Annotated in this window: 21 protein-coding genes and 1 pseudogene; 14 read left to right on the forward strand and 8 right to left on the reverse strand. The window is 47.0% G+C overall.

Annotated elements, in window-relative coordinates; all coding sequences use genetic code 11:
- Positions 1–9: 9 nt before the first annotated feature.
- The 4 genes and pseudogenes from AC1XUF_RS09170 to AC1XUF_RS09185 form a co-directional block, all read left to right on the forward strand.
- Positions 10–435: pseudogene (locus tag AC1XUF_RS09170) on the forward strand (DUF6932 family protein); the annotation flags it as partial.
- Between the two features lie 280 nt (positions 436–715).
- Positions 716–2,083 (forward strand): Gfo/Idh/MocA family protein, encoded by a 1,368-nt coding sequence (locus tag AC1XUF_RS09175; RefSeq protein WP_483341468.1) that lies wholly within the window; start codon positions 716–718, stop codon positions 2,081–2,083.
- A 90-nt stretch (positions 2,084–2,173) separates the two neighbouring features.
- Positions 2,174–3,112: a glycoside hydrolase family 43 protein gene (locus AC1XUF_RS09180; protein WP_483342020.1), complete on the forward strand. Its 939-nt coding sequence runs from the start codon at positions 2,174–2,176 to the stop codon at positions 3,110–3,112.
- 126 nt (positions 3,113–3,238) lie between these two features.
- Positions 3,239–3,814, forward strand: coding sequence for a DUF4136 domain-containing protein (locus AC1XUF_RS09185; RefSeq protein WP_483341470.1), 576 nt, complete (start codon positions 3,239–3,241; stop codon positions 3,812–3,814).
- A gap of 166 nt (positions 3,815–3,980) precedes the next feature.
- On the opposite strand, the gene AC1XUF_RS09190 is transcribed toward AC1XUF_RS09185, so the two are convergent.
- Together AC1XUF_RS09190 and AC1XUF_RS09195 are read right to left on the reverse strand one after the other, a co-directional pair.
- Positions 3,981–8,342: an efflux RND transporter permease subunit gene (locus AC1XUF_RS09190; RefSeq protein ID WP_483341471.1), complete on the reverse strand. Its 4,362-nt coding sequence runs from the start codon at positions 8,340–8,342 to the stop codon at positions 3,981–3,983.
- 11 nt (positions 8,343–8,353) lie between these two features.
- Positions 8,354–9,787: a TolC family protein gene (locus tag AC1XUF_RS09195; protein ID WP_483341473.1), complete on the reverse strand. Its 1,434-nt coding sequence runs from the start codon at positions 9,785–9,787 to the stop codon at positions 8,354–8,356.
- 165 nt (positions 9,788–9,952) lie between these two features.
- On the opposite strand from AC1XUF_RS09195, the gene AC1XUF_RS09200 reads away from it, so the two are divergent.
- Positions 9,953–10,630 carry a response regulator transcription factor gene (locus tag AC1XUF_RS09200; protein WP_483341475.1) on the forward strand — a complete coding sequence of 226 codons (678 nt, stop codon included), beginning with the start codon at positions 9,953–9,955 and terminating at the stop codon, positions 10,628–10,630.
- Positions 10,627–11,883, forward strand: a complete 1,257-nt coding sequence (locus AC1XUF_RS09205; protein ID WP_483341477.1) for a sensor histidine kinase — start codon at positions 10,627–10,629, stop codon at positions 11,881–11,883. Before AC1XUF_RS09200 ends, AC1XUF_RS09205 begins: the two co-directional genes overlap by 4 nt.
- A 39-nt stretch (positions 11,884–11,922) precedes the next feature.
- Here AC1XUF_RS09205 and AC1XUF_RS09210 read toward each other — a convergent pair whose 3' ends face one another.
- Positions 11,923–13,377, reverse strand: coding sequence for a thioredoxin-like domain-containing protein (locus AC1XUF_RS09210; protein ID WP_483341478.1), 1,455 nt, complete (start codon positions 13,375–13,377; stop codon positions 11,923–11,925).
- Between the two features lie 83 nt (positions 13,378–13,460).
- Positions 13,461–14,000, reverse strand: coding sequence for a hypothetical protein (locus AC1XUF_RS09215; protein ID WP_483341479.1), 540 nt, complete (start codon positions 13,998–14,000; stop codon positions 13,461–13,463).
- Positions 14,001–14,131: 131 nt separating this feature from the next.
- Between AC1XUF_RS09215 and AC1XUF_RS09220 the strand changes: the two genes are divergently transcribed.
- The gene (locus tag AC1XUF_RS09220; protein WP_483341480.1) at positions 14,132–17,092 is read left to right on the forward strand and encodes an FAD-binding and (Fe-S)-binding domain-containing protein; all 2,961 of its coding nucleotides are present in this window, start codon (positions 14,132–14,134) and stop codon (positions 17,090–17,092) included.
- Positions 17,093–17,094: 2 nt separating this feature from the next.
- On the opposite strand, the gene AC1XUF_RS09225 is transcribed toward AC1XUF_RS09220, so the two are convergent.
- Positions 17,095–17,349: a hypothetical protein gene (locus tag AC1XUF_RS09225; protein ID WP_483341481.1), complete on the reverse strand. Its 255-nt coding sequence runs from the start codon at positions 17,347–17,349 to the stop codon at positions 17,095–17,097.
- Between the two features lie 209 nt (positions 17,350–17,558).
- Here AC1XUF_RS09225 and AC1XUF_RS09230 point away from each other — a divergent pair, with 209 nt between their 5' ends.
- From AC1XUF_RS09230 to AC1XUF_RS09260, 7 genes are all read left to right on the forward strand, one after another.
- Positions 17,559–18,302, forward strand: a complete 744-nt coding sequence (locus AC1XUF_RS09230) for a hypothetical protein (RefSeq protein WP_483341483.1) — start codon at positions 17,559–17,561, stop codon at positions 18,300–18,302.
- Between the two features lie 171 nt (positions 18,303–18,473).
- Positions 18,474–20,930: a bifunctional aspartate kinase/homoserine dehydrogenase I gene (gene thrA, locus AC1XUF_RS09235; protein ID WP_483341484.1), complete on the forward strand. Its 2,457-nt coding sequence runs from the start codon at positions 18,474–18,476 to the stop codon at positions 20,928–20,930.
- A 41-nt stretch (positions 20,931–20,971) separates the two neighbouring features.
- Positions 20,972–21,310 carry a nucleotidyltransferase domain-containing protein gene (locus tag AC1XUF_RS09240; protein ID WP_483341485.1) on the forward strand — a complete coding sequence of 113 codons (339 nt, stop codon included), beginning with the start codon at positions 20,972–20,974 and terminating at the stop codon, positions 21,308–21,310.
- A 26-nt stretch (positions 21,311–21,336) separates the two neighbouring features.
- Positions 21,337–21,624 carry a HEPN domain-containing protein gene (locus AC1XUF_RS09245; protein WP_483341486.1) on the forward strand — a complete coding sequence of 96 codons (288 nt, stop codon included), beginning with the start codon at positions 21,337–21,339 and terminating at the stop codon, positions 21,622–21,624.
- A 70-nt stretch (positions 21,625–21,694) separates the two neighbouring features.
- Positions 21,695–22,630 carry a homoserine kinase gene (locus AC1XUF_RS09250; RefSeq protein WP_483341487.1) on the forward strand — a complete coding sequence of 312 codons (936 nt, stop codon included), beginning with the start codon at positions 21,695–21,697 and terminating at the stop codon, positions 22,628–22,630.
- Positions 22,631–22,710: 80 nt separating this feature from the next.
- Complete coding sequence (locus AC1XUF_RS09255; protein WP_483341488.1) at positions 22,711–23,037, forward strand: HesB/IscA family protein; 327 nt, start codon at positions 22,711–22,713, stop codon at positions 23,035–23,037.
- Positions 23,038–23,166: 129 nt separating this feature from the next.
- On the forward strand, positions 23,167–24,066 hold the full coding sequence (locus AC1XUF_RS09260) for a nucleotidyltransferase family protein (protein WP_483341489.1): 900 nt from the start codon (positions 23,167–23,169) through the stop codon (positions 24,064–24,066).
- Positions 24,067–24,145: 79 nt separating this feature from the next.
- Here AC1XUF_RS09260 and AC1XUF_RS09265 read toward each other — a convergent pair whose 3' ends face one another.
- From AC1XUF_RS09265 to modB, 3 genes are all read right to left on the reverse strand, one after another.
- Positions 24,146–24,823: an SGNH/GDSL hydrolase family protein gene (locus AC1XUF_RS09265; protein ID WP_483341490.1), complete on the reverse strand. Its 678-nt coding sequence runs from the start codon at positions 24,821–24,823 to the stop codon at positions 24,146–24,148.
- A gap of 68 nt (positions 24,824–24,891) precedes the next feature.
- The gene (locus AC1XUF_RS09270; protein ID WP_483341491.1) at positions 24,892–25,788 is read right to left on the reverse strand and encodes an ABC transporter ATP-binding protein; all 897 of its coding nucleotides are present in this window, start codon (positions 25,786–25,788) and stop codon (positions 24,892–24,894) included.
- Complete coding sequence (modB, locus tag AC1XUF_RS09275) at positions 25,769–26,443, reverse strand: molybdate ABC transporter permease subunit (RefSeq protein WP_483341492.1); 675 nt, start codon at positions 26,441–26,443, stop codon at positions 25,769–25,771. Before modB ends, AC1XUF_RS09270 begins: the two co-directional genes overlap by 20 nt.
- Positions 26,444–26,469: the final 26 nt, after the last annotated feature.

Below are 26,469 nucleotides of genomic sequence, written 5' to 3' on the forward strand. Positions count from 1 at the left end.
CTTCCTTATGAACTAATAGAAATTGGCTGGACTGATTTGGAAGAACTTTTGATTTTCAGCCATACCATGGCAAGTATTTTCAAAGATTTAAAACGGCTGATTCTTACAGAAAGTGGGATAGAGTCATTTGATGTTTGGGTTGATGGGTCATTTGCGAGTACCAAATTGAATCCTAATGATATGGACTTGCTTTGCCTCATCGATGCCAAGCTGCACGATGAGAATTTATCTAAGCTTATATGGTTAAGGGATCATTTTTCTCTCCTGGATATTTATTTTCTGAAGTCGTACCCGAAGGATCATCCAAAATACTTTTTAACTAACTTTGATCAGCTTGACTGGCTTCATTTTTTTATCAGAGACCGAAATAATAATAGAAATGGCATTCTGAAATTAACAGTGGATAATGAAACCTTAGGATCAACTACAAATTGAAATTCAAGATACCCTTGAAAAAATTGCAAGACTGAATGCTTCAATTGCAAGGCATGAAGCACAAGATTTTTCCGATAATCTGGCTCTGATGCAATTCGGAGATTTCAAAAAGCAACTTACGGAGCAGCTACTTTTACTTTTGGCTGAAATGGATATCAGGTTGAAGGGTGCGGTTTAAATCAACACAATTCAAAGTAAACATTCCGAAAAACATTCTTTGTATTAGCGTTCGCACCAGCGAACGCTTTTTTTTATCCTAAAACCAACTGGCTTTCCCCAAATGAACACTTTCAACATCAATCGCCGCAGCTTTCTTCACGGTGCGACGGCAGCCCTGGCGCTTTCAAGTTTTGGGGCACATGGCATGGACCTGATCAATCCCGCTAAAACATGGAGGGTTGGATTAATTGGCACGGGCTGGTATGGGAAAAGTGATTTGTTCCGGCTGATACAGGTCGCCCCAGTGGAAGTAATTGCACTTTGCGACGTCGACAAGAACCAGTTGACCGAGGCAGGAAAGCTGGTAAGTCAGCGTCAGAAGTCGGGAAAAGTCCCTAAACTTTATGGCGACTATCAAAAGTTTCTGTCAGAAAATGAATTGGATATCGTTCTCATTGGCACGCCAGATCACTGGCACGCACTGCAAATGATCGATGCGGTGAAAGCCGGAGCGCATGTTTACGTGCAAAAACCAATCAGCGTCGACGTCTTGGAGGGAGAGGCGATGGTGGCCGCAGCCCGGAAATATAAGAAAGTGGTGCAGGTAGGAACCCAGAGGAAAAGCACCCCTCACCTCATAGACGCCAAAAAGAACATTGTGGATGCCGGTTTGCTAGGCAAGATATCCCACGTGGAAATGTGCTGTTATTACCATATGCGGAACAATGGTAATCCTCCTGTTCAGGAGGTCCCCGATTTCCTTGATTATGAAGGCTGGACCGGGCCTGCTCCGCTCAGGCCTTATGACGGCATACCTCATGTTCGCTGGTGGAGAACTTTTATGGAATATGGCAATGGCATTACCGGCGATATGTGTGTCCATATGTTCGACACCGTGCGATGGATGTTGAAACTAGGCTGGCCTACAAAAATTAGTTCTACCGGTGGTATCTATGTTCAGAAGGAGGGGAAATCCAATATTTCGGATACGCAGTCGGCGATTTTTGAATATCCCGAGGTAAACTGTGTTTGGCAGCATCGCACCTGGGGAACACCTAATAACCCCGACTATCCCTGGTCTTTTACGCTTTATGGCGAAAAAGGTACACTTTGGGCGAGTACAATGGCGTATGATTTTATCCCGCAGGGCAAAGGAGACAAAATTCACAGGGATGTTGTTTTCGAAAAAGAAAAATACCCGGAAGACCTGAAAGAGAAGGACATAGAATTGAATGCTGCCCCTGCAACACGTTTGCATATGCTCGATTTTCTGAGTGCGATCGACAACAGTAGCAAGCCGGTAGCTGATATTGAAGAAGGCCATATCTCGACGGCGAGCTGTATTCTTGCAAATCTTTCTATGAAAACCGGCAGATCTATTGTTTATGATCCTGTAAAACGCGAAATTGTGGGTGACAAAGAAGCAAATGCTCTTCTGGCCCGTTCTTACCGCTCTCCCTACAAACATCCCGACTATAAAAAGGTTTAATCCTGAATTTAAAAGCTTGTGGTCCCCGTATAAATCCCAGTAAATCGCGTCCGGAAACCCCGGGCGCGTATTTGTTTAAATCCTCAAATGATGCGTTTGTCTTTTTTTACTCTGACATTTTGGGCTGTATTGAATAGCGCGGTTGTCGCACAAAACAGCATTTACCTTTTCTCTTACTTCACAGACAACGGCCAGGATGGTTTGCATTTGGCATATAGCCGGGACGGGCTGACGTGGAAAGCATTGAAAAGCGGGAAATCTTTTTTGACGCCGACGGTAGGCAAGGATAAATTAATGCGCGACCCATGCATCATCCAGGGTCCGGACGGGATGTTCCACCTGGTTTTTACCACTGGCTGGCACGATAAGATCATTGGATATGCTTCCTCCAAGGACCTGATCAACTGGTCTGAACAAAAGGCGGTGCCGGTGATGGAGCATGAGGCGGATGCGAAGAACAGCTGGGCGCCAGAAGTCTTTTATGATGACCAGAAAAAGAATTTTATCATTTACTGGGCTACTACCATCCCCGGGAGACATGCTGAAGTAGCGGAATCGGAAAGCGAGAAAGGGCTGAATCACCGGATTTACTACGTTACCACGCCCGATTTCAAGACTTTCAGCGAGACTAAAATGTTCTTCAATCCCGATTTCAGCGTGATCGACGCTACGATTTTGAAGAAGGGTGCCTGGTATTATATGTTTTTGAAAAATGAGAATCCAAAACCTGCGGAAAAGAATATCAGGATTACAAAGTCGAAAAGTGCGTCTGGACCTTATCCGATCCAGGTTTCATCGCCTATTACAGGAGATTACTGGGCGGAAGGTCCAACCGCAGCGGAGATAAATGGGTTCGTTTATGTTTATTTTGATAAATACCTGGACCACAAATACGGCGCGGTAAGATCAAAGGATATGGAACATTGGGATGATATTTCGGGAGAGGTGATATTCCCGGAGGGAACCAGGCATGGAACGGTTTTGAAAGTGCCTCGCCAGGTTTTTGATCGTCTTTATAAGGCTTATTGAGGAAATTTTCGGATCAACATACCAACTTTATTTGTTTACTAGTTTTATAGTTGTTTTCCGGATATTTAAACCTTTTGCCCTCGGAGGCTGTCAGAAAGATTATCAAACCTAAAACGTTCAAACAAAATGAAAAGCATAGTGAAGTTGATAAAAACCGCCGGTGTGGCGGTTTTGGCGGGGATCTTAGTCATGGCGTGCAGCCAGGCCCTTCAAGTCAGTTACGATTACGATTCGTCCGTTAATTTGAAGCAGTTCAAGACCTTTAAGGTAGAAGCGGAGCGTAATATCGATCAAGACCCTCTTTTGGGTAGCGAACTGAACAGAAGAAGGCTAGGTGATGCGGTGGTGGAGGTGATGGAATCCAAAGGTTATAAGATGGATACCCAAAATCCTGAGATCATCGTGAGGTTCATGACCGACGTAAAGGACCGTCAGCAGGTCCGATCCAACAACATGTATTCACCTTATATGTGGTGGTATGGCGGGGGAAACAATATTTCTACCTATAATTACCAGGAAAGCCGGTTTATCCTGAACATCTACCAGAAAAACAGCGACCGCATGATCTGGCAGGGATGGGCCTCCGGCAAAGTAAAAGCGCCGACCAAAAAAGACGACCGCGAATCGATGGTAAAAAATACCATGGCTGATATTTTAAGAACTTTCCCGGAAGCTACGCTGGATACTTACAGCAGAAAATAAGGGAGAATTTGAGGTCAATTAAGAAGGCACGAGGCGAAAGCTTCGCGCCTTTTTTTAAAACTAATCACATCGAATTAAACGGTGTATAATGCCTAAAAAAAACACAGGGAGATAAAGTTGTCGGATCAGCCACTTTATCTCCCTGTATTTTTGATTAAATAAACCCTTACAAGGTCTCGCCGTTTCGATATTCCTCCGACGCCTTTTTCACAATTGCGTCACCTTCATGCAAATCTCCAAAAACCTCCACCAGCGTATCCACTACGGTGCCTCTTTTAACCTGCACCCATTCTGCCTTTTTATTTTTGTCGAGGATCACAAATACCTGTTCGCTGGAACTGACGACCGAAGTGACAGGAACAAACAGCGTATTGCCCGAACGTTCGGTTTGGAGCGAAACCTGGGCGTACATACCGGCTTTTAATTCGTTGGAACGGTTTTCTACATCAAATTCAGTCATCATAGCGCGGTTTTCCTCGGATAACGTCCGTGAACTTCTTGCGAACACTGCTTTGAATTGCTTTTCCGGGTTGGCCGAAACTGTAAAGCTGACGGTTCCTTTTGTCGAAATCGCGCCAGACATATTTTCAGGAATGGCAAGGGTCAAACGCAGCTTCTTATTGTCTTCCAGAATAAACAATGGTTTAGCCCCGCCTTCACCCGGCCCGACCAAAGCCCCCGGGCTGATATTTCTTTCGGTGATGACACCATCAAATGGAGCAGTAACAGTCAGGTAACGAGCCAGTTCTGACTTGGTTTCTAAAAAAGATTCAGCAGCCTGTACATTTCCTGTTGCCACGGCCGTAGCCAAGCTGTCGGTGATAGCCTTTGCTTTGGCTAAGTCCAGTTCGTTAAGGGAAACGGCACCTTCGGTTTTGTTGGTGCGAAGCATTCTGCTATATGTCAGCGAACTCGCGCGAAAGCGGGTAGCAATTTCATTTAACGATGCTTTTGAGGCGATCAATTGGGCCTTGGCCTGGCTTAGTTCCGAAAGGATTTCGGGTGCCTCCAGCACCGCCAATACCTGACCTTTTCTGACCATAGTGCCGCGATCTGCATGGACCGTTTTCACAAAACCCTTTACTTTTGGGTGAATACTGACCTTATTCCAGGGTTTCAGCTCGCCTGGAAGCGTAATTTGTTTGGCGGGTTTCATACTTTTTACATAAGCCAGTTCCACTGCAGGTGCCTTTTCGGCGGCTTTGTTTTCGTGCGTTTCTTTTGTTTCGGCTTCACTATTGCAGGCAGTCATTCCAACGCTCACCGAAAGAATGATTAAAATGGATTTCAGGGTGTTCATTGAAATGGAGGTTTGAAATTTTTTGCGGAAGAAATTGCTGTCTGGGTCTTCGGGATCAAGGGATACCGAGAGTACGGAGGCCTTGCGCTGCACCATTGTGAATACGGCCGGAAGAATAAGCAGAGAGGCTAGCGTAGAGGCCATTAAACCACCTATAACGGCCTGGCCCAGCGGCGCGATCTGGTCTCCGCCTTCACCCAGTCCGGACGCCATGGGGATCATACCGGCAATCATTGCGATACTGGTCATCAGGATCGGCCTGATCCTGCTGCCTGCTGCCAGAAGTACCGCTTTCTGCGCATCCTGAATTTTGAGGCGCACATTCTCGGCATTGGTAACCATCAGGATCGCATTCGCCACCGACACACCGACGGACATGATCAACCCCATGTAAGATTGCAGGTTCAGTGTAGCCCCGGTGATCAACAGCAAGCCAATTGAACCCACAACTACCGCGGGGATCGTAGAAAGCACGACCAGCGAAAGCTTGAAGGATTGGTAAGTCGCAGAAAGCAACAAGAACATGATCACCACCGCGATCAATAAACCGGTTTGCAAGCTGCCCAATGTTTCACTCAAAAGATCCGATTGGCCTTTTAATTCAACAATCACTCCTCTTGGAGGTTCGCCCGCATTCTTCATTGCATTCTGGACCGCCGTAGTAGCTGCACCCAAATCCTTTTTATGAATGTTGGCCGTTACCGTAACCAACCTGTTCGGGCCGGCGCGGTCGTATTCCCCAGGGACCGTTTTTTCCGAAAAAGTGGCTACATCGGCCAATAACGGATTGCTGGCACCTGTTTTCAACGGAATTATTCCGATATCCTCCATGGAGGTCATCTGGTATTCGGGAATTTGAACCTGTACCTGATAGGCCAACCCTTTTGCGTCGTCGAGCCACAGGTTTTTATCCGTAAACCGGCTGGACGATGTCGCGGCCACCATGGAACGTGCAACCTGGGTGGAGGTGATGCCCAATTGTCCGGCTCTTTCGCGATCTATTTTGACATCCAGAACGGGATAGGAAAGTGGCTGCGCAATCTGTACGTCGCGGAGAAACGCGATATGCTTCATTTCCTTCTCGATTTTCCTGGCGAATCGTCCTGCTTCGGCCACATCCTTGGCAGCAACACTTACTTCGATGGGCGTGGAAGCTCCCTGACTCATGATCTTATCCACGAGCTCAATGGGTTCGAATGATATTTTAACAGAAGGCAATTCCTTGCCGATCGCAGCGCGGAGCTTTTCTTTCAATGCATCCATTCGTACCGGAAAATCTTCATGCAATGAAACCTGCAAAACAGCCTCGTGAGGCCCGCTGTTGAACACGAAAATATTGGAAGTACCGTAGCTGGAAGGAACCGTACCCACATAAGCTGAAGAAATCTCCACATGCTCCGGACCCACCTCGGATTTGATCAGGTTAAGTACCTTCAAGGTCGCTGCCTCTGTGCGCTCCACCCGTGTTCCGTCCGGCACGCGCAGCCGCATCTGGAATTGATGACTATTGGCTTTGGGTAAAATGTCGGTACCGATCAGGAAAAAGCCCCCGACAATCAATGCAACCGTAACAAACAGGTATACCGGTACCACCAGCTTCCTCTGGTCCATCATGCCGGAAAGAAAGTTTACATATCTTCTTTTGAATTTCTCAAAACCGGTCGGAGGCAGCGAAGGATGTACACCCTCTTCAATGACATCTTTTACCTCCTGGTTATCCAGTGCCAAAGTGGGCGCTTCGTGATGCGGATGGTCCTTCAGCAGCCAGTTTGATAAAACCGGGACCAATGTTTGGGATAGCAAAAACGAGGCGATCATGGCAAAACCCACGGCAAGCGAAAGCGGCAAAAACATGGATCGGGGTATTCCGCTCATGACAAAGGAAGGTGCAAAAACAGCCAGGATTGCCAGCAGGATCAGAAATTCGGGAAAAGCGATTTCCTTACACGCATCCCAGATCGCCTGTTCTTTGGGCTTGCCCATTTCCTGGTGCTGGTGAATGTTTTCGATGGTAACCGTAGCCTGATCTACCAAAACTCCAATCGCAAGGGCAAGTCCGCTCAATGTCATGATATTGATGGTTTGGCCAAACAAATTCATCAATATCACCGCCGAAAGAATTGAAATTGGAATGGTAACTACCACGATAACCACGCTACGCCAGTCGCGGAGGAACAGCAATACCATTAAACCCGTCAGTAATGCGCCCAGGATACCCTCGGTGATCAGGCTTTTCAGGGAGTTGGTAACGTATACGGATTGGTCAAATTCATAAGAAATCTTTACGTCCTCAGGAACAGCATTGCGCAATTGGGGTAATGCTGCGCGGATATTATTTACTACATCCAGCGTGGATGCATCGGATTTTTTCACCACAGGAATATATACCGCACGGCGTCCATTAATCAAAGCGTAACTTACCGTCACATCGGCGCCATCTTCCACAGTTCCTACGTCACGGATAAAAACAGTAGGCCCTGCACCGACGCGGATCGGGATATTCAGGAAATCCTGTGGCTTGGAAATCAATGAATTGACAGGCGTCATCAAGGTGCGGTCGCCCATACGGATGTTGCCGGCGGGCGATGGCTGGTTATTGGTTACAATGGACTTGATGATTTCCTCCGGCGTCAGGTGGTAGCTTCTGATACGCTCGGGATCAACGCGGATAACAATTGTACGCTGGTTTCCTCCAAATGGCGGCGGGCTGGAGACCCCTTCAATGCGGCTGAACATCGGACGTACCCTCGAAGAAGCGAAATCCTGAATTTCATTCAGTGAACGGGAAGAGCTTTCAAAAACCATTTGTCCGATCGGTACCGAACTGGCATCAAACCGGACTACCTGCGGGGGTACTGTTCCCTCGGGCATGTAAGCTTTGGCGCGGGAGACGTTATTGGCGACTTCCGCCGCTGCCTGCGCCATATCTGTACCGGGATAGAACGATAATTTGATCAGTGATAAGCCCTGAATGGTTTTCACATCCACATCTCGGATCCCGGAAACGTACAGAAAGTGGTCCTGGTAACGGGTAGCGATGAAACCATCCATCTGGTCGGGGGCCATACCACCGTATGGCTGGACCACATAGATCGTAGGCAGGTCCAGATTTGGGAAAATATCGACGGGGATACTGCGGATCGACAGAATGGAAAAGAACAGAATGCCAATCACCACGACGACGATAGAAATGGGCTGCCGTAGCGCAGTCCGAATGAGTTGATACATATGATTGAAATTTAATTGCTTATCTGGTTCAGGAATAGGGATAAATCGCCGGCAGCGGCAGCTTTCACGAGCAGCGAGCGCCAAACATTACCATTTGTTACGAAGCGGTCTACTTCGGCCCGGTTTAAAGCGTTGACGCTCTGGGCCAGAGTGAACAAGTCGGTAAGGCCGCTTTGGTACCTTGCCTCCGCCTGATTGAATGCGCGACGCGCAGCAGCCAGCTGGACGGGGGTTAACCTGGCCTGCTCCAGTGAAAGCTCCAATTGGATTTCGGCTTCGCGCGTCTGGCGGTCGAGCTGCAGTTTCTGGGTGTTATAAAGTTCCTTGAACCGTTCGACCTGGAACTGCTCGCTTTTGTAATCATTCCGGACTTTAATGATGTTTGTAAGGTTCCATCGCGTAGAGATGCCGAACAAATAATTGTAAACCTGGTAATTGACCCCGCTTGTAAAGTCTGTTCGGAAAGAGTCGTCTTTGTTGGAAACGCCCGAGCCACGGGCCCAGCCAGCGCCTAATATTGAAACCGACGGCAGAAGAGATTTTTTAATGGCCATGCTTCTTGCATTGGAAGCGTCGACCTGCGCCTGAGAAAAGAGGAGGGCCGGATTTTTTAGGAAAGAATCTGTCTGTTTATTGACAACGGGCAGCTGTGAATAAAAACCCATTGTATCGATCTGGATGCTGTCCCGAAGCTGGCCTGTGAGTTCAGAAAGCCTTAACCCCTGTGCTTTTTCGGCACGCTGGCTTTCCAATAAAAGTAGTCGGGCCTTGGCATATTCCGCCGCCGCAAGTGAGCTGTCTACTCCCGGCCGCATACCCGAGCTGACCGCCGCATCGGTTACCTGTTTGAAAACCAATGCCCTCTGTAAGTTCTGGCGTTGCGCTTCCACGAGTTTCTGGTTGATCAGCAAAACAAGATAAGCATCTGCAATCCTTACCTGGTGTTGGAAAAGCTCGTTTTCGAAGTCAGCCTGGATTCGGTTCAGGTCGGCTTTGGCGGCATTTACGTTGGCTTTGACTTTACCAAAATTGAAAACCCTCCAATCCACCAAAGCAGTGGTGAAGCTTCCAAAAACGCCGGTATAGTTATTTTCGGGCCTTATGCCGCCCGATGGTGAAATGGCGCTTCCCTCGTTGGGCCAGAAGGCGCCTGCGACACTGTTATTGGTAGAAAACGTGTATTGGTCCTGCACGATCAGATTGGGCAGGTAATCTGTTTTGGAAGATTGAATGCGGCTTTCCGCAGCCCTGATCTCGGCTTGCTTAGCCTTTAAAAAGGGAAAATTTCGCTTACCCTCTTCAAGAATTTCCGGCAATTTGATTTTTCCGGTCTGCGAGAAGGCGGCTGGCGGCAATGCCAGTACGCCAATCAGCAAAAGGGCCTTTTTGATAACGACAGGGTACTTTTGCCTGTAAAAGAGTGGGGCAGTTTTGAATTGAAACATGGACGCTGAATAAATCCTAAAAGAAATTTTCAGCCGAAATTAGATGCCAATTTGGGAAACATTTGGGAAAAGGCCGGTTGGCAAGCCGCTGTATGATAAATTATTATCTTCCTAAATGTTTCCAATTTCCCGGACTATTTTTGGCAGGTAGCTTATGAAATAGAAATGAAAATATTGGTTGTCGAAGATGAAAAAGGATTGGCAGAGAGCATCGTGGATTACCTGTCCAAAGAGGGGTTTATTTGTGAAGTGGCGAATACATTTTGGCAGGCCGACGAAAAAATCAGCCTGTACCAGTACGATTGCACGATCGTGGACCTGACCTTGCCCGACGGTGACGGATTCAGCATCGTTCAAACTCTGAAAAAGATCGCTGCTGCGACAGGGATCATCATTATATCAGCCCGGAATACATTGGAAGACAAGATCAAGGGACTGGAAATCGGTTCCGACGATTATATGACCAAGCCTTTTCATCTGTCTGAGCTGAACGCACGGGTTAAGTCGCTGATCCGTCGCAGGAATTTTGGCGGGAACAATGATATGGCATGGAAGGATATCCGGGTCCAATTGCAATCACGGCGCGTTTTTATCCGTGAAAAGGAAACCGTTTTATCTCGTAAAGAGTATGATCTTTTGCTCTATTTTCTTTCCAATATCGACGTTGCGCTCACAAAAGAAGCGATTGCGGAGCATCTTTGGGGTGATCATATGGATTCGTCCGATTCGCTGGATATGGTATATTCCCATATCAAAAACCTGCGCCGGAAGATCATCGAAAAAGGCGGAAAGGATTACATTCAATCTATTTATGGAATCGGTTATAAATTCACCGCACCTTGAAACTGCTAGAAAAGACCAGCCGGATTTACCTGATCACCTCCCTGTTTATCTACCTGGCGGTAGGGATTGCATTCTACTGGATCATCAAGTTCATGATCTATGACGAGATTGAAAATAGGCTGATCGTCGAAAAAAGAGATTTTGAAACCTATGTGAGGACGAACGATACCTGGACCAATAACTCCTATTTTGTAGAGAATAAAATTGAAGTGACGCCGGTTTTCGGGTCTTTCAAAAATAAAGTAACGTTCGTCGATACGCTGATCGGCAATCGCTATGAAGACAGTGAAGACCCATTCCGGCAGCTCACTTTTTACACCCTGATCGGCGGCTCTCCCTACAAAGTGGCGATCCGCAAATCCATGATCGAATCCTATAAGCTGATTGAGGCCATTTCAGCGGCGATGATCACTTTCCTGGGACTCTTAATGATCAGTATGTACCTGTTTCACAGACGGATGTCCGGAAAATTGTGGAAACCTTTTTACGATTCTCTCTCGAGGATCAAGCATTTTGACTGGACAAGAAGCGACAAACTGGAAATGGTCCCAAGTGAAATTACAGAGTTTAACGAACTCGGCGATGTGATGGAAAAAATGGCCTCCAAAATGCAGCACGACTATAAAAGCCTGCGGGAGTTTACCGAAAATGCATCACACGAAATCCAGACGCCGCTTGCCTTGATCAATGCCAGGGTGGAGCAATTTATCCAGACCAGAGACCTGGGCCAGGAGCATACGTACTGGATTGAGGAAATCTACCATGCAGCCAGAAGGATGTCGAGATTGAATCAGGGACTTTTGCTTTTAGCAAAAATCGAGAACCAGCAGTTCACAGAACAGGAAGAGGTGGATCTGACCAACCTGGTTCAGCATAAATTAAAGGATTTTGAAGATATTCTCTCCCATAAACAAATCAGTGTCCGCATGCATTCAAATGGCAACTTTCGGAAAAGCATGTCGCCCGCATTGGCGGACATTCTATTGTCGAATTTACTGAGTAATGCAATCCGGCATAATTATCCCGAAGGAACACTGGATATCGAATCGGGGCCTGATCACCTGAGCGTCAGCAATACGGGTATGCATTTAAAAGGAAATCCTGAACGGTTATTTGAAAGATTTAAGAAGGAATCTGCCGGGCCTGAATCGCTGGGTTTGGGGCTGGCCATTGCGAAGCAGATCTGTGACAACTATGGTTTGCAGATTGCCTATTTTAACACCGATACGGTGCATAAGATATTGATTCAATAGCTGGCGCAAAGCATAAGCCCCGCGCCAGCCCGGCACCAGTTACATGGTTGCCTTTTGCAATTCTGTTTCCAATGCTTTGTTATCGGGAAATTCCTGCGGGATCCAGCGGTTAACCACTTTTCCTGCGGAATTGAGCACGAGATAGGGGTACCGGATATCAATGGCGTAGGTATTTTTCAGTAGTTCGATATTTTCGTCCGAAGCCCATAAATGTTTCGCATTGGGCCGGTCTTTGGCATACTGCTTCCATGTTCCCAGCGGAATACCGTTGGCGACCGAAACGTAGACAAACGAGACCTTCGCGCCATACTTGTCTTCCAAACCCTTCAGCCCTGGCTCATGCTGGCCGATACTGAACGAGAAAACCATACAAACAGGCTTGCCCTGGAGGGAAGATACGGTAACTGAGGAGCTGTCGGTATTCAAAAGTGTTACGTCGGGAACCGCCGCTCCTGGTTGCAGCGATTCTTTGAGCTTGATTAGCTTTGAAAGATATTCGGTATTGGGTGATTGGGGGAAAGTAGTTTTATAATCTTCCAATAAAGCCTTGCTCGTTTCAACTGTGGGGATCGCCGTGGCGGAATAGTTCAGCCAGTAAGTCAGCAGATATTCTTTTTGCCTGGGATAAGCAGCCAGCTTTTCTTTGCTGAAAGCATATACATCCTTCAATGCTTCCGGGCTGATCTCGTACCTTGATTGCGATTGCAGGGGAAACTTCCGCGTCGAAGGGATCAGTGCCCAATTGCGCAATTCGTCGCGGTATGCCTGGCTCAGTAATGCGTCGTCTGCCAGAATTTTGAAGTCAGCCAATGTGGCGTCTTCCAATTCTTTACGTTGCGCGGCGTCGAGCATGACAACCCTGTTCCGGCGCATCAGTTTTTCCTGGATAGCCCGGCGGGTCAGTGCCGGCTCGGTTGTAGCAGTCGCTATCACATATGCTTCAAACGCAGGCGAGGACGGATTGGCGGTTTTAAATTTTTCAAAAGCTTCCATACGTACTTTCCTGAGGCTATCACTTTGCTGAACTACACTTTTATTATCGATCTGCGATGGCTTGTAGCCAAAAACAGGCAGGTATTGGTATTGGTTTTCGAGAAAATAATTTTTCAGGAAAGTCTGGTAATTGGCGTTTTTTCCATTGAAAGTAACATCGGCGTTATCTGCAAAATGGATGGCCAGATCGTCACCAGGCTGAAGAAACAGCATCCAGGTTCTGTTAACCGTGCCGCCATATTGCAATCGCATCATTTTGGGTTCATTCAGCTGGATAACCGTTTTCTCGGAAGTCTTCTCTTTGAAATCGACAGATACTACAGGTTTCAATTCGACATCTGCCAGCCCTATGCCCAGATTGGGGTGAAAATGAACATCTTCCTGGACCAAAGTCGCCGTCGCGGGCCCTTGCTTTGAGGCAGTCAGGGTTATTGTCGCGGTATTTTGAGCAGAAACATAGCAACTGAATAGTGTGAGGATCAGTATATTGAATTTTTTCATGTGTACGGATTAGTAACAGTTCTTAAAAAAAGATTGATGTAAAAACTGTGCCAATATACGTAATGCCAGCGCGGTAATTGAGTTTAGATGCCGCCGTCTTTTGGTTTGAATGCAATGACAAGTTCCTGGTTGAAGGCTTTGTCTTGCTTGTACAGGACCATTTCGTTCGCTTTCAATGATACGATTTCCCAATCTCCGAAAAACGACGGTTTTTGAATCCGATTGACAATGTTCACCATTTTTCCGCCCTTGTAATTGAATTGGATGTACTTATAGGCGTTTTTCGAGCTGTCCCAGGACTCGGGAGTTTCGACGCCGACCTGGGGATTGATGAGTCCTACTTCATAACACACGCCATAACCGTCTTTGAAAAACTTGTAATAATTGTCTGTTGCCCATTTGGGTATGTCAGGGAAGCCGTCGTAGCCATTTTCAATGACATTTTCGGAGGTTGAAATTCCGGATAGAGAATAAAAATGAGTCAGCTCCCAATCTTTACCCTGGGCGTTATCGCCGCCGAGTACCTGATAAAAGGGAAATGCCGGTTCTGCTTCTTTTTTGTCTTTACATCCTCCCAATACCATCGGTAGTGCGAGCAGGATCATGGCGTATACTTTTTTCATTTTTAAGTAAGGTGGTTAGTCTGATTACAATTGAAAAAGCAGATTTTGAATCAATTTAAGCAAATTTCATTTCGACGATTATAAATAATTTTTGTGCCCTAAATTAGCTGGTTATATTCCTGTACTCATTGATGAATCCTGTTTCCCAATACCAGTTTAATACCCTGCGCTCGCAATTTGAAGGGGAGCTCTACTTTGATAACTCCACCTTGCATCTCGCGCAAAAGTCCATTTACGCTACGGACGCGTCTGTTTACCAGGAAATGCCGCTCGCTGTGGCGCTGCCCAGAACGGTCGGGGATATCCAGAATCTGATCCGTTTTGCAAAAAACAACAAAACTACCCTCATCCCCAGAGCAGCCGGAACCTCGCTTGCCGGGCAGGTCGTCGGTAATGGTATTGTCGTAGATATCTCCAAGCATTTCGGTCAAATACTTGAAGTCAACAAAGAGGAGAAATGGGTGAGGGTACAGCCGGGCGTGATCAGGGATGATCTGAACAAACATTTGGCGCCGTACGGGTTACTTTTTGGTCCTGAAACTTCCACTGCCAGCAGGGCGATGATCGGAGGGATGATCGGAAATAATTCTTGCGGATTGCATTCCATTACCTGGGGAGCCACCAGGGATCATTTGATTGAAGTGAAAGCATTGCTTTCGGATGGATCAGAGGTTGTTTTTAATCAACAAGGCATCGCCGAGTACACGCAAAAGCTGGGACAAAAACAGCTAAAAGGCGACCGCGAGCAAGCTATCCTGGCCGGAATGTTAGGGCTTATCTCAAATCCGGTTGATCAGGAATTGATCAAAAAACAGTTTCCAAAACCGACCGTAACCCGCCGGAACTCGGGTTATGCGCTGGACGCATTGGTAAGGGACTTTGAAAATGGAGACATCAATCTCTGTAATCTGATAGCGGGTTCTGAAGGCACTCTCTGCTTTGTAACCGAGGCAAAGCTCGCATTGGTGGATGTGCCGCCGACATCGGTGGGGGTTGTTTGCGTCCATGCGGATTCACTGGCCGAATCCCTGCTGGCCAATCAGGTAGCGATGCAATACGGCCCTAAAGCTTCGGAGCTGGTGGACCGGTATATCATGGATTTTACCAAGAACCATACCGTTTATTCGCAGAACCGCTTTTTCATGGAGGGGGACCCTGCTGCGCTGCTAATGGTGGAATTTTGGGGCAAATCCGACGTAGAGGTTGAAGTACAGGCTTCGGCTTTAATTGATGAGTTGAAAAGTAAAAACCTTGGATATGCATATCCATTGCTGTTTGGCGCCGATGCCAATAAGGCCTGGGATATTCGCAAAGCCGGGCTGGGTTTGATCAGAAATTTGCCGGGCGACATCCAGCCGGTCAACCTCATTGAAGATTGCGCCGTTGCCGTGGAAGACCTGCCCGCTTACATTGAAGACCTTGCTGCGCTTCTGAAAAGTTATGGCTTGCACGCTTCCTACTATGCACACGCCGGAGCCGGTGAATTGCATGTAGAGCCGATGATCAACCTGAAAACCGCAGAAGGTAAACAACAATTCAGGAGTGTGTTGGCGGATACCGCTAAGTTGGTTAAAAAATACAATGGAGCGCTGTCTGGCGAACATGGAGATGGGCGGCTTCGGGGAGAATTCATTCCCTTTATGATGGGGGAGGAAGTTTATGAGATGTTCAGGCAGGTGAAGCGTATCTGGGACCCGGAGGGGATTTTCAATGCCAATAAGATTGTCGATACACCTCCGATGAACGAGTTCCTCCGTTATCAGCAGGACAAGAAGCAACCGGAGATCAAAACCACTTTCGATTTTTCAAGGCAGGAAGGGATGCTTCGCCTGGCTGAAAAATGCAGTGGTTCAGGGGATTGCCGCAAAACTGAACTGACGGGAGGCACCATGTGCCCAAGCTATATGGCCACGCGGCGTGAGCGGGATACGACCAGAGCCCGGGCCAATATTTTGAGGCAGTACCTGACCCCGCCCGACAAAAAGGAACACATTGGTGCGAGCCAGGAAATGGTGAAGGAGGTATTGGATTTGTGCCTGTCCTGCAAAGGTTGTAAGTCCGAATGTCCTTCGAGCGTAGATATTGGAAAAATGAAGGCGGAGTTCACGCAGCAATACTACGAAACGCACGGTGCCCCCCTTCGAAGCCGGCTGATCGCCCATTTCTCCAAACAAATGAAACTGGCTTCTATTGCTCCCTGGGCCTTTAACGGGGTCTTTGGAACGCCTGCTTTGCGTCGGGTAGCCAATAAGATGGTCGGCTTTCATCCCGAGCGCACCATGCCGCTTTTACATAGTCAGACATTAAAACAGTGGTGGGGTAAGCGGAACAAGGCATTGGGTAAACAAACAGAATCTTCCAAAAAAGTATATCTCTTTTGTGACGAGTTTACCAATTACAATGACGTAGAGGTTGGTAAAAAAGCAATTGAGCTCCTCGAGATACTTGGTTACCAGGTTGTGATACCGGAGCACCAGGAGTCCGGAAGATCCTATTTGTCCAAAGGCTTTGTGAAGGAAGCCCAAAAACTGGCTATTGAAAATGTGTCCCTTTTAAAAGATAAAATTACCTACGAGACCCCTCTAATCGGCATAGAGCCTTCCGCGATACTTTCTTTCCGGGACGAATACGTGGACCTTGTTCCCGAAAACCAGCGCAGTGACGCCAGGAAAATATCCGAGAATGCATTGCTTTTTGAAGAATTCGTAGCCCGCGAAATAGATGCGAAAAGGATCGACAAATGTGTTTTTACACAAAAAAAGCGGTTGATCAAACTTCATGGTCATTGTCACCAAAAGGCGTTATCCACCTTGACGGCTTCTAAAAAGGCATTGTCGCTTCCTGAGAATTACAAGGTGCAACTCATCCCGTCGGGCTGCTGCGGGATGGCCGGGTCATTTGGTTATGAAGAAGAACATTATGATGTTTCGATGCAAATAGGGGAACTGGTGCTTTTCCCAACGATAAGGATGCAGCCAGAGGAAGTGATCATTGCCGCGGCAGGCACAAGCTGCAGGCACCAGATCAAAGATGGAACAGGACGTAAGGCATTACATCCTGTTGAAATCCTCTGGCACGCGCTGGAAAAATAGTTCTATTGGTTATCCCTGACGCTCTTGTTGATCGTGTCGGTTGACATTTCCTGTGTGGTATCGGAAGCTGCCGAATCGGCAACTACTCCGGAATTCTGAGAAGGGGTTTCTGCTTCACTGAAGTTTTCATTGTGATTGAAAAATCCTCCCCAGAAAGCAACGAGCATTAGTACAACACCGACGCCCAGGATCCATTTCCATACATTCCCGGTGTTTTTGGTTGCCTTGGCTTCTTTATCAGTTTCTTGCCTGTTCATGGTTCATTGATTTAGTTTGTATGAACCCGTACCATTTTTGTACCAAGTGCAAACGCAGGCTTTTGAGGAGATTTATATGACATAGTGTTGATAAAATTTCCCCAAACAAAGTCATTTGTGAAAAATGTAATAAAACCGGCCTGTTTGATGTTAGCTTAGGTGAATTCTAGTTTTCAAGCCCCAGCAAACCATCACTCAAAGCCATATTCATGAAAATTTCCCTGAGATACCAGGCACTCACAATCCTCTTTTTAACACTGCTCCAATTACAATCACAAGCTCAAAACAACAACAGAAGTTTCTTTTCAGTATCCGGCGGATATAGTCTTCCGGTCGGCGAACTGGCCCGGGAAAAACTGGATGACCCCTTTGCGGGCCTCACAGGCTCCGGCTATTTCGGGCAGGCCAATTATGATTTCCGCATTACCCGGTGGCTCGGATTGCGTGCTTCCGGGAGTATGAATATGAATAACACCAATTCCAAACCGATCCTTGAAAAGGCGGACACCTATGCCGAGCTGCTGAACGATACCTATGTATGGCAGTCTAAAGTGTCCCGCTGGAAATTAAACGCAGTCATGTTCGGGCCGGCTTTATATATCAATATGAACAGAGTCCAAATTGAACTGCACGCCCAGGCTGGCAAGATCTGGGCAAACTCGCCGTCTGTCGAATTGGTGGGTACTTCCGAGTCGGGCGGAGAGCAGCTGAATGTGACCCTGATACCCGCTTCCACGTCCGCATTTGGTCTCTCCGGTGGGTTCAGTCTGCGTTTACCATTGGCCGGTAACCTGTATTTTCAGATGGGTGCAGATATGATCGGAGCGGAAGCCGAGATCAAAAATGTAGCTGTACAGGTCAGGAAGGGTACATTTAAATATGACGACCGGATCCACGAAAAGCGTTTTGTGGGTGTGGTGAATGCCGGTGCCGGTTTTGGAATTGCTTTTTAGATAAGTCTTACTCTATTTTCCTTCGTTTTTTCCGGATTGCCTGTACAAGGTGGCCTAGTCACGTCATTTGGGCGGCTTATCGAGGTAAGCGGCGTTTGAATTGTTATATTTGCAGCCGGTTCGAAGCAGGCGCTCAGGCCGTTTTTAAATGCACATTCGAAATAGCTTTAAATGAAGGTTCTTAAATTTGGCGGTACTTCTGTCGGTTCGGTCGACAGTATCAAAACAGTAATCAAAATCCTTGAAGAAAATCTGGAAAAAAAAGAGCGCTTTGCGGTTGTTTTTTCTGCTATGGGAGGGGTGACCAACCGTTTGATCGAAATAGGCAAAATGGCAGCGGCGGGGAACACCGATTATATCGATTTTCTCAAGGGTGTGGAAGAGCGTCATTTTGCAGTGGTAAGAGGGCTAATTCCGGTTAAAAGCCAAAGCAGTACGTTCGCATCGATCAGGGGCCTTTTTAATGAGCTTGAAGATATATTAAGAGGTGTTTCCTGGATTAAGGAGCTGTCGGAACGGACGTTGGACCTGATTATGAGTTTCGGGGAAAGGTTGTCTACGATGGTGATCACGGAGATATTGAAGAGCAAGGGAGTTCAGGCGGAATTCTGCGACGCGAGGCAGATCATCCATACCAACGCGACCTACGGTATGGGTGACGTGAATTTTGAAATAACCAATCATCAGGTCCTGGAATATTTTGCAAAGACATCTGCAGTGCAATGTGTGACAGGATTTATCGCTTCTACGGCAGAGGGGGTTACCACCACGCTGGGCAGGGGTGGTTCCGACTATACGGCTTCGATCATAGCGGCGGCATTGGATGCTGACTCGATTGAGATCTGGACGGATGTGGACGGTATGATGACAGCCGACCCGCGCAAAGTAGCCAACGCTTTCACTATTCCTTCGATTTCGTACGCGGAAGCGATGGAATTGTCGCATTTTGGCGCCAAGGTGATTTACCCGCCCAGTTTGCAACCTGCTTTTGCCAAGAATATTACATTAAAAGTGCTCAACACTTTCAATGTTGATTTTGAAGGCACGTATGTTCAAAAATCTGCTAATGGTAAGGAGTACGCGATCACCGGCATCTCTTCTATCGATGAGATTGCGCTCGTCAATATTCAGGGCAGTGGGATGATCGGCGTCGCGGGCATTTCTGGGCGATTATTTACAGCGCTTTCCAATCATGCGATCAGTGTGATCCTGATTTCCCAGGCTTCTTCGGAACATTCGATCTGTTTTTCTATTGATCCGAAAAATGCGCAGCGTGCGAGCGAGGTATTGGAAAGAGAATTCGCCGTCGAGATCGCCCTTGGCCATATAGACAGTATTTCGATTGAGAAAAACCTGTCGATCATTGCCATTGTGGGCGAAGGAATGAAAAAAAGCACTGGCGTATCGGGCAAGCTGTTTTCGGTTTTAGGTAAAAACGGGATCAATGTAGTGGCTACTGCCCAGGGTTCTTCTGAGCTCAATATTTCCGTCGTGATTGCAAAGAGCGATTTGTCCAAGGCGCTTAACTCGATTCATGGGGTATTTTTCCAGTCGGAGACACGTTCCTTGAACTTGTTTATCGTGGGGGTTGGGCTGATCGGCGGCACATTGCTGGAACAGATCAGGAACCAGACCCAATACCTCCGTGAAGAAAAACTGCTGAACCTGAACATTGCCGGGCTTTCCAATACCAAGAAAATGCTGCTGGACCCGGAGGGTATCAAACCAGAAAACTGGCGTGACCGGGTGATGGATGAGGGTGTGAAGACGAGCCTTCCTGCATTTGTGCAGCGCATGATTGAGCTCAACCTACCCAACAGCGTTTTTGTAGATTGCACGTCGGATAAGGACATCGTCCAATATTACCATATGCTGCTGGATGCCAGCATTTCTGTGGTGACACCCAATAAAGTAGCCAATTCAGGCTCCTATTCCGAGTATCTGTCCCTGCAACGTACGGCACTGCAAAGAGGGGTGAAGTTTTTATATGAGACCAATGTGGGTGCAGGGTTGCCGATTATCAATACCATCCAGGGGCTGATGTCTAGCGGGGATAAGTTTTTGAAAATCGAGGCGATCCTTTCGGGCACGCTGTCTTATATCTTTAACAATTTCAATTCCGAAAATCGGTTTGTGGATATTGTAAAAGAAGCGAAAGCCAAAGGTTTTACGGAGCCTGATCCAAGAGATGACCTGAGCGGAGCCGATGTGGGACGTAAAATTCTGATTCTGGCCAGGGAGGTGGGCGTCCCGCTGGAGCCGGAAGAAATTACGATTTCGCAAATATTGCCGGATAACTGCCTGAGTGCCCCTACAGTGGATGCTTTTTTTAAGGAGCTGGAAATATCTAACGCTTATTTCGCTGAAAAACAATCGAATGCGGAAACAAAGGGTGAGAAGCTGAGGTACATTGCGACTTTGGAAAATGGAAAAGCCAGCATTGAACTGAAAACGGTTGATGCGCAGCATCCATTCTACACATTATCAGGCAGCGACAACATTGTTTCTTTCACAACTGAAAGGTATAAGGATCGTCCGCTCGTGATTAAAGGCCCTGGTGCCGGCGCGGAAGTTACCGCCTCGGGCGTTTTTGCCGATATCATGAGTATCAGTAGCTATTTGGGTTAGAAGAATTTAAATTGCAAATGTTTCAGAAAGACTTTTGAGCTATGAGCAACAGGAAAGTTCCGGAATCAATATCTGCACTTACAGATGAATTTATCGATAAGGTGCGTCAATTATATGGAAGCCGACTTAGCAAAGTCATTTTGTTTGGTTCATATGCACGGGGCGAGCAGCACGAAGAATCGGATGTTGATCTAATGGTGGTTTTGAACGATGAGGAAATACGATCTTACTCGGAAATTAGCAACCTATCACCCGTCATGCACGATCTCGGCTTGAAACACGGCTTCTGGGTTTCAGCGATCCCTTATACCAACAAAAAATTATATTTTGGAAATACTCCTCTGGGGCATCATGTAATCTTGGAAGGTATTGAGTTATGATTGAGGTATCTTTACCAAGGATTTTGATGAAGGTTGAGGAATGTGTCGAATCTAGCGAGGACTCTTTTAAAGAAAAGCATTTTGAAGCATGTATTAATAGATCATATTATGCCATGTTTCATTCGGTTCAAGCTTTGTTATTCATTCAAGGTTTCCATTCAAAGACACATGTTGGTGCGCACAATAAATTTCGCGAAATATTTATCAAAACAGGGCTTTTAGAAATTACACTCAGTGATAGGTTACAGCGGTCCTTTGTGAAAAGGCAATTTGGGGACTATGCTATGAAGAGATTACTGAGGATCAGGCGATAGAATCTATTGAAGACGCCCGTGTTTTCATCAACCCCACCATGCAATACCTAAAAGAAAACAACCATTTAAAGTGAATTCAGTTAAAGCTTTTGCCCCGGCTACGGTTGCGAATGTGGCCTGCGGGTTTGATATATTCGGATTTGCCATCGAAGAACCCGGTGATGTAGTGGAGGTGCGTAAAAGAGACGAGCCGGGAATTGTCATCACAGATATTTTTGGGGACGAAGGTCGGTTGCCGCGCAGCGCCGAAAAAAATGCCGTAACCGTTGTGATGCTGCATTTGCTTAAGCATTTGGGCATTAGGGACCTGGGTTGCGAGGTGGTGCTTCATAAAAATATGCCTCTTGGCAGTGGAATGGGGTCCAGCGCGGCCAGCGCAGTTGCGGGAGTGGTCGCAATGAACCAGCTGCTCGGGAATCCGCTCTCCCGTAAGGAGTTGCTGCCCTTTGCGATGGAAGGCGAGCGCATTGCCTCGGGCTCGGCGCATGCGGATAATGTGGGGCCATCGCTTTTGGGTGGCTTTGTCGTGATCAGAAGTTATAGTCCCCTGGATATTTTCACAATCCCTGTCCCGGATGATTTGTTTTGTACGCTCGTACATCCTGATATTGAAATCAATACTAAAGATGCGCGCTTTATTCTACGCAATGAAGTCTCGCTCAAAAATACGATCGCCCAAATGGGCAATGTGGCAGGGCTGGTCGCCGGTCTGATGAAATCGGATTATGATCTGATCAGCCGTTCCATGGTGGATGTGATTATCGAACCGGTCCGTTCGATTTTGATCCCTGAATTCAAAGAAGTTAAAGAGGCGGCTATCGCCAACGGGGCACTGGGTTGCAGCATTTCAGGAGCAGGACCATCCATGTTTGCCTTGTCGAGGGGAATCGAAAACGCGAAAAGTGCTGGGCAGGCGATGCAGCAGCGATTTGCATCCGCCGGCATTGAGGCCGGTTTACACATTTCAGCGATCAATCAGGGGGGGGCTATGGTCCTTTCGGATTGATGGGTAGGTTTTTTCTAAAATTAGTGTGAACTTTCCCAAAGCGTGCGGTTGTTTAGTTTTTGAATAGCAAATAAAAGATCATGGTTACTGTAAGCGATACTGCCAAAAATAAGATTGTGGAACTTCGTCATGCCGACGGTTTTGTGGATGATTATCAGATCCGGGTAGGTGTTTTAGGCGGAGGCTGTTCGGGATTGACCTATAATCTTGAATTTAATTCAGATTCGAAGCCCAATGATATGGTTTTCGAGGACAAAGGGGTGAAAATCATTGTTGATAAAAAAAGCCTTCTATATCTGGCGGGTACTACGTTGGATTTCACAGACGGCTTGAATGGAAAGGGATTTCAGTTTATCAATCCCAATGCAACCCGCACCTGCGGATGCGGCGAAAGCTTTGCGGTTTAGGTGAATTTTAAAATATTTTATTTTACAAAACGCGCCCTGAAATTCCGGGGTGCGTTTTTTTTATAGTGCTGAAAGAATTTATTTTGCCAGCGTTTACACACGGCAGCTCAGCTGTTTAAAATGATTTGAATGAAACCAACTCTTTTGATTTTAGCTGCGGGCATCGGCAGCCGTTACGGGGGCATCAAGCAATTGGACCAGTTTGGCCCCAATGGAGAAACAATCATAGACTATTCCTTATTTGATGCGATCCGAAGTGGTTTTGGAAAGGTAGTATTCATCGTTCGCCAGGAAATCAAGGATAGTGCAGAGGCCATTTTTGCCCCGAAACTCGCTGGGAAAATTGAATATGATTTTGCAATACAAGGTATCCAATCTTATGTCCCGGAAGATCTGGGAATTGTGGAGCGGACCAAGCCCTGGGGTACAGGCCACGCTACTTTATGCGCCTGGAAGCAAACAGAGACGCCTTTTGCAGTGATCAATGCGGATGATTTTTACGGGCTGGACGCTTTCGTAACCATGTCTGCTTTTTTGCAAAACGACATGAACCCTAACCAGCACGCCATGATCGGTTATGAGTTAAAACGTACCTTATCCGAAAACGGAACCGTTTCGAGAGGCGTTTGCGTGGAGCGGGAGGATCATAACCTAGAATCGGTTGTGGAAAGGACGAAAATTTTCGAAGAAAACGGTCACATTTATTTTGAAGAGGAGGGAGTCAAAACAGCGTTGGCGCCTGAAACTCCCGTTTCTATGAACTTCTGGGGCTTTAAGCCGTCTATGTTCCCCATTACAAAGGACTTATTTGACACCTATTCCAGAGCAAATATCAACACCCCCAAAGCAGAATTCTACATTCCGACGGTGATGACCCACATTATCAAGAACGGTTTAGGCGATTGCCGCGTTTTCCGGACTTCGTCAGACTGGTTTGGGGTTACTTATCCGGAGGATAAACCTTCTGTGCAGGCCTCATTGGCTGCGTTGCATGTGCTGGGGGATTATCCGGCAAAGCTTTGGGATTAAGAAAATTCTGACACTAAGAAACGAATAGAGGCTGCCTCAAAGGCAGCCTCTATTTGTTTTGTCTGATTTCAATCTTCACCTACTTCTGAACCAACGCTTCCAGCATTTTCTCAGCCAAGAACTTATTGCCAGCATCCGTTAAATGCACGCGATCGGAGGTTAATATTCCTTTCTCTTTGTTCTCAGGATTGTTTTGGGCTAAATAATCCAGGAAGTATTTTCTCAGGTCGCAAAGTTGTAGACCATTACGGGTCGCGATCTCGCGGATCAGTTTGGAGTATTGGTTTAGGTCGCCGTCCTGGGCATTGGAATTATCATTTCTTTCGCCGATCACGGTAGGGGTGCAAACGATCACCCGGATGTTCTGCGCCTTCATTTTTTTGATCAAAGCCTCATAGAATTTTACATATTTATCGGGATCGGTTCCTGTGCCCGAGGAGGCCTTGTGCCACACATCGTTGATCCCGACATAGATGAAAACAACATCCGGCTTTTTGGAAAGTACGTCGTCTTCCAGCCTTAAATAAAGGTCATAAACCTTATTGCCACCGATTCCGGCGCCAATCAGCTCATACTGGCCATCCTGGCCTTTGGCTTTTAGCATTTCGCCGACCTGAGTAATGTAACCGGTAGGGCCTACACCGGCCTGTGTGATGGAATCTCCGAAGAAAATCACCCTTAGTGGCTTATCTGCCCGCATGGCTAGCAGGGGCAATGCAAAGAATGCAACTTGTAAAATCTTGAAAAATATTTTCATAAAAATCGTAAAAGGTTTTATCGGAAAAGACGGGAGTAATACAAAGTTACCCTTTGCCAGAGACCCGATCAATGCACCCTGATCACATCGATATCGGCAGAATCCAGGTTGTACTGTAACGTGAAATGCGCCCCGGGAGCCAGCGTATGTTCCATTTCAAGCGGTAATTCCAGTTTTTTGATATGGTTATCAATAAGCGCGTGAACTTGCAGGGAATTGTTTTGCTTCACGCAGATCAACACTTCGCCGTGAATAAGGAGTTGATTGGAAGACGATTTTTTGTTGAAATAGATTTCGGAGGGCGTTCCCATGCCGTCCAGCTTACCATCTACCATGACAGCCACTTTTTGAGCGAGGCGAAAAATCTCGCCGATATCGTGGGTCACAATGATCATGGAAAATTGATATCGCCGCTGAAATTCCAGAAGCAGTTCCTGCAGTTGATAGCGCATGACATAATCCAAGGCGGTAAATGGCTCGTCAAGTAACAGCAACTGAGGCTTCCGTATCAATGCTCTTACCAAGGCGACACGCTGTTGCTGGCCGCCGGATAACTGAAAGGGTTTTCTTCCTTCCAAGCGGGACAGTTCGGTGGCCTTTAGTAAGTCGTTGATCATTTGCCCACTTTCACCTTTTGGTAGAGCAAATTGCAAATTTTCCCTGACCGACATATTGGGAAAAAGGGCATAATCCTGAAATACAAACCCGATATTCCGCTGCTGCGCGGGTAATTGGATTTGCTGGCCGGTATCCAGCCACACCGTATCCCCAAAAGTAATTTTTCCTGATTGAGGAGTTACCAAACCTGCAATTTGTCTCAGAAGGGTTGTCTTTCCGGCACCCGACGGTCCGGTTAGCGCCATGATTTCTCCTTTGCCGAATTGAAAAGAAACCTCCATGGGCAAAATTCCGTTGGCTGTGTGAAGGGAGTGCCGGATGTGGAGGTCAAGAAGGTTGTCGGACACGAAGCAGGCTGTTGTTGACGGAATAAACAATCAGTAAAATAGCGAATGTTGTCGCGAAAAGCACCAGGGCATACTGGTTGGCTACCGGGTAATTCAATGCTTCCACTTCATTGTAAATCGCGACGGAAGCCACTTTGGTAACTCCCGGAATGTTCCCGCCTATCATCAATACCACGCCAAATTCCCCGACGGTGTGAGCGAACGTGAGTACGAAGGCCGTTAATATCGCGGGTTTGCAGTTTGGAAGAAGGACTTTCGAAAATGTTTCCCATTCACTTTTACCCAATGTATAGGAAGCTTCCCGCAGGGATGCTGGTAATGACTGAAGCCCTGCACGGATTGGGTAAACCATAAAAGGCAGACTATATAAAACAGAAGCGATAACAAGGCCAGCAAATGAAAAAACCAGCCTTATGCCAAGTATTTCCTCGATGTACGCCCCAAACCAGTAAGAAGGACTAAATGCCAGCAACAGGTAGAAACCGATTACAGACGGAGGTAAAACCAGCGGCATACCAATCATCGCCTCCACGATGCCGCGGCCCCTGAACTTCCCGAATGCGAGCCAATAAGCCACAGGGATAGCAAACACCAACAAGATCAGCGAGGTAACTGTTGCCAGGCGAAAAGTGAGCCAGAGTGGTTGCCAGTCCATCTTCATTTTGTATGGTTAATAATTGA

Source organism: Dyadobacter sp. HNCC25DJ185 (assembly GCF_056895195.1).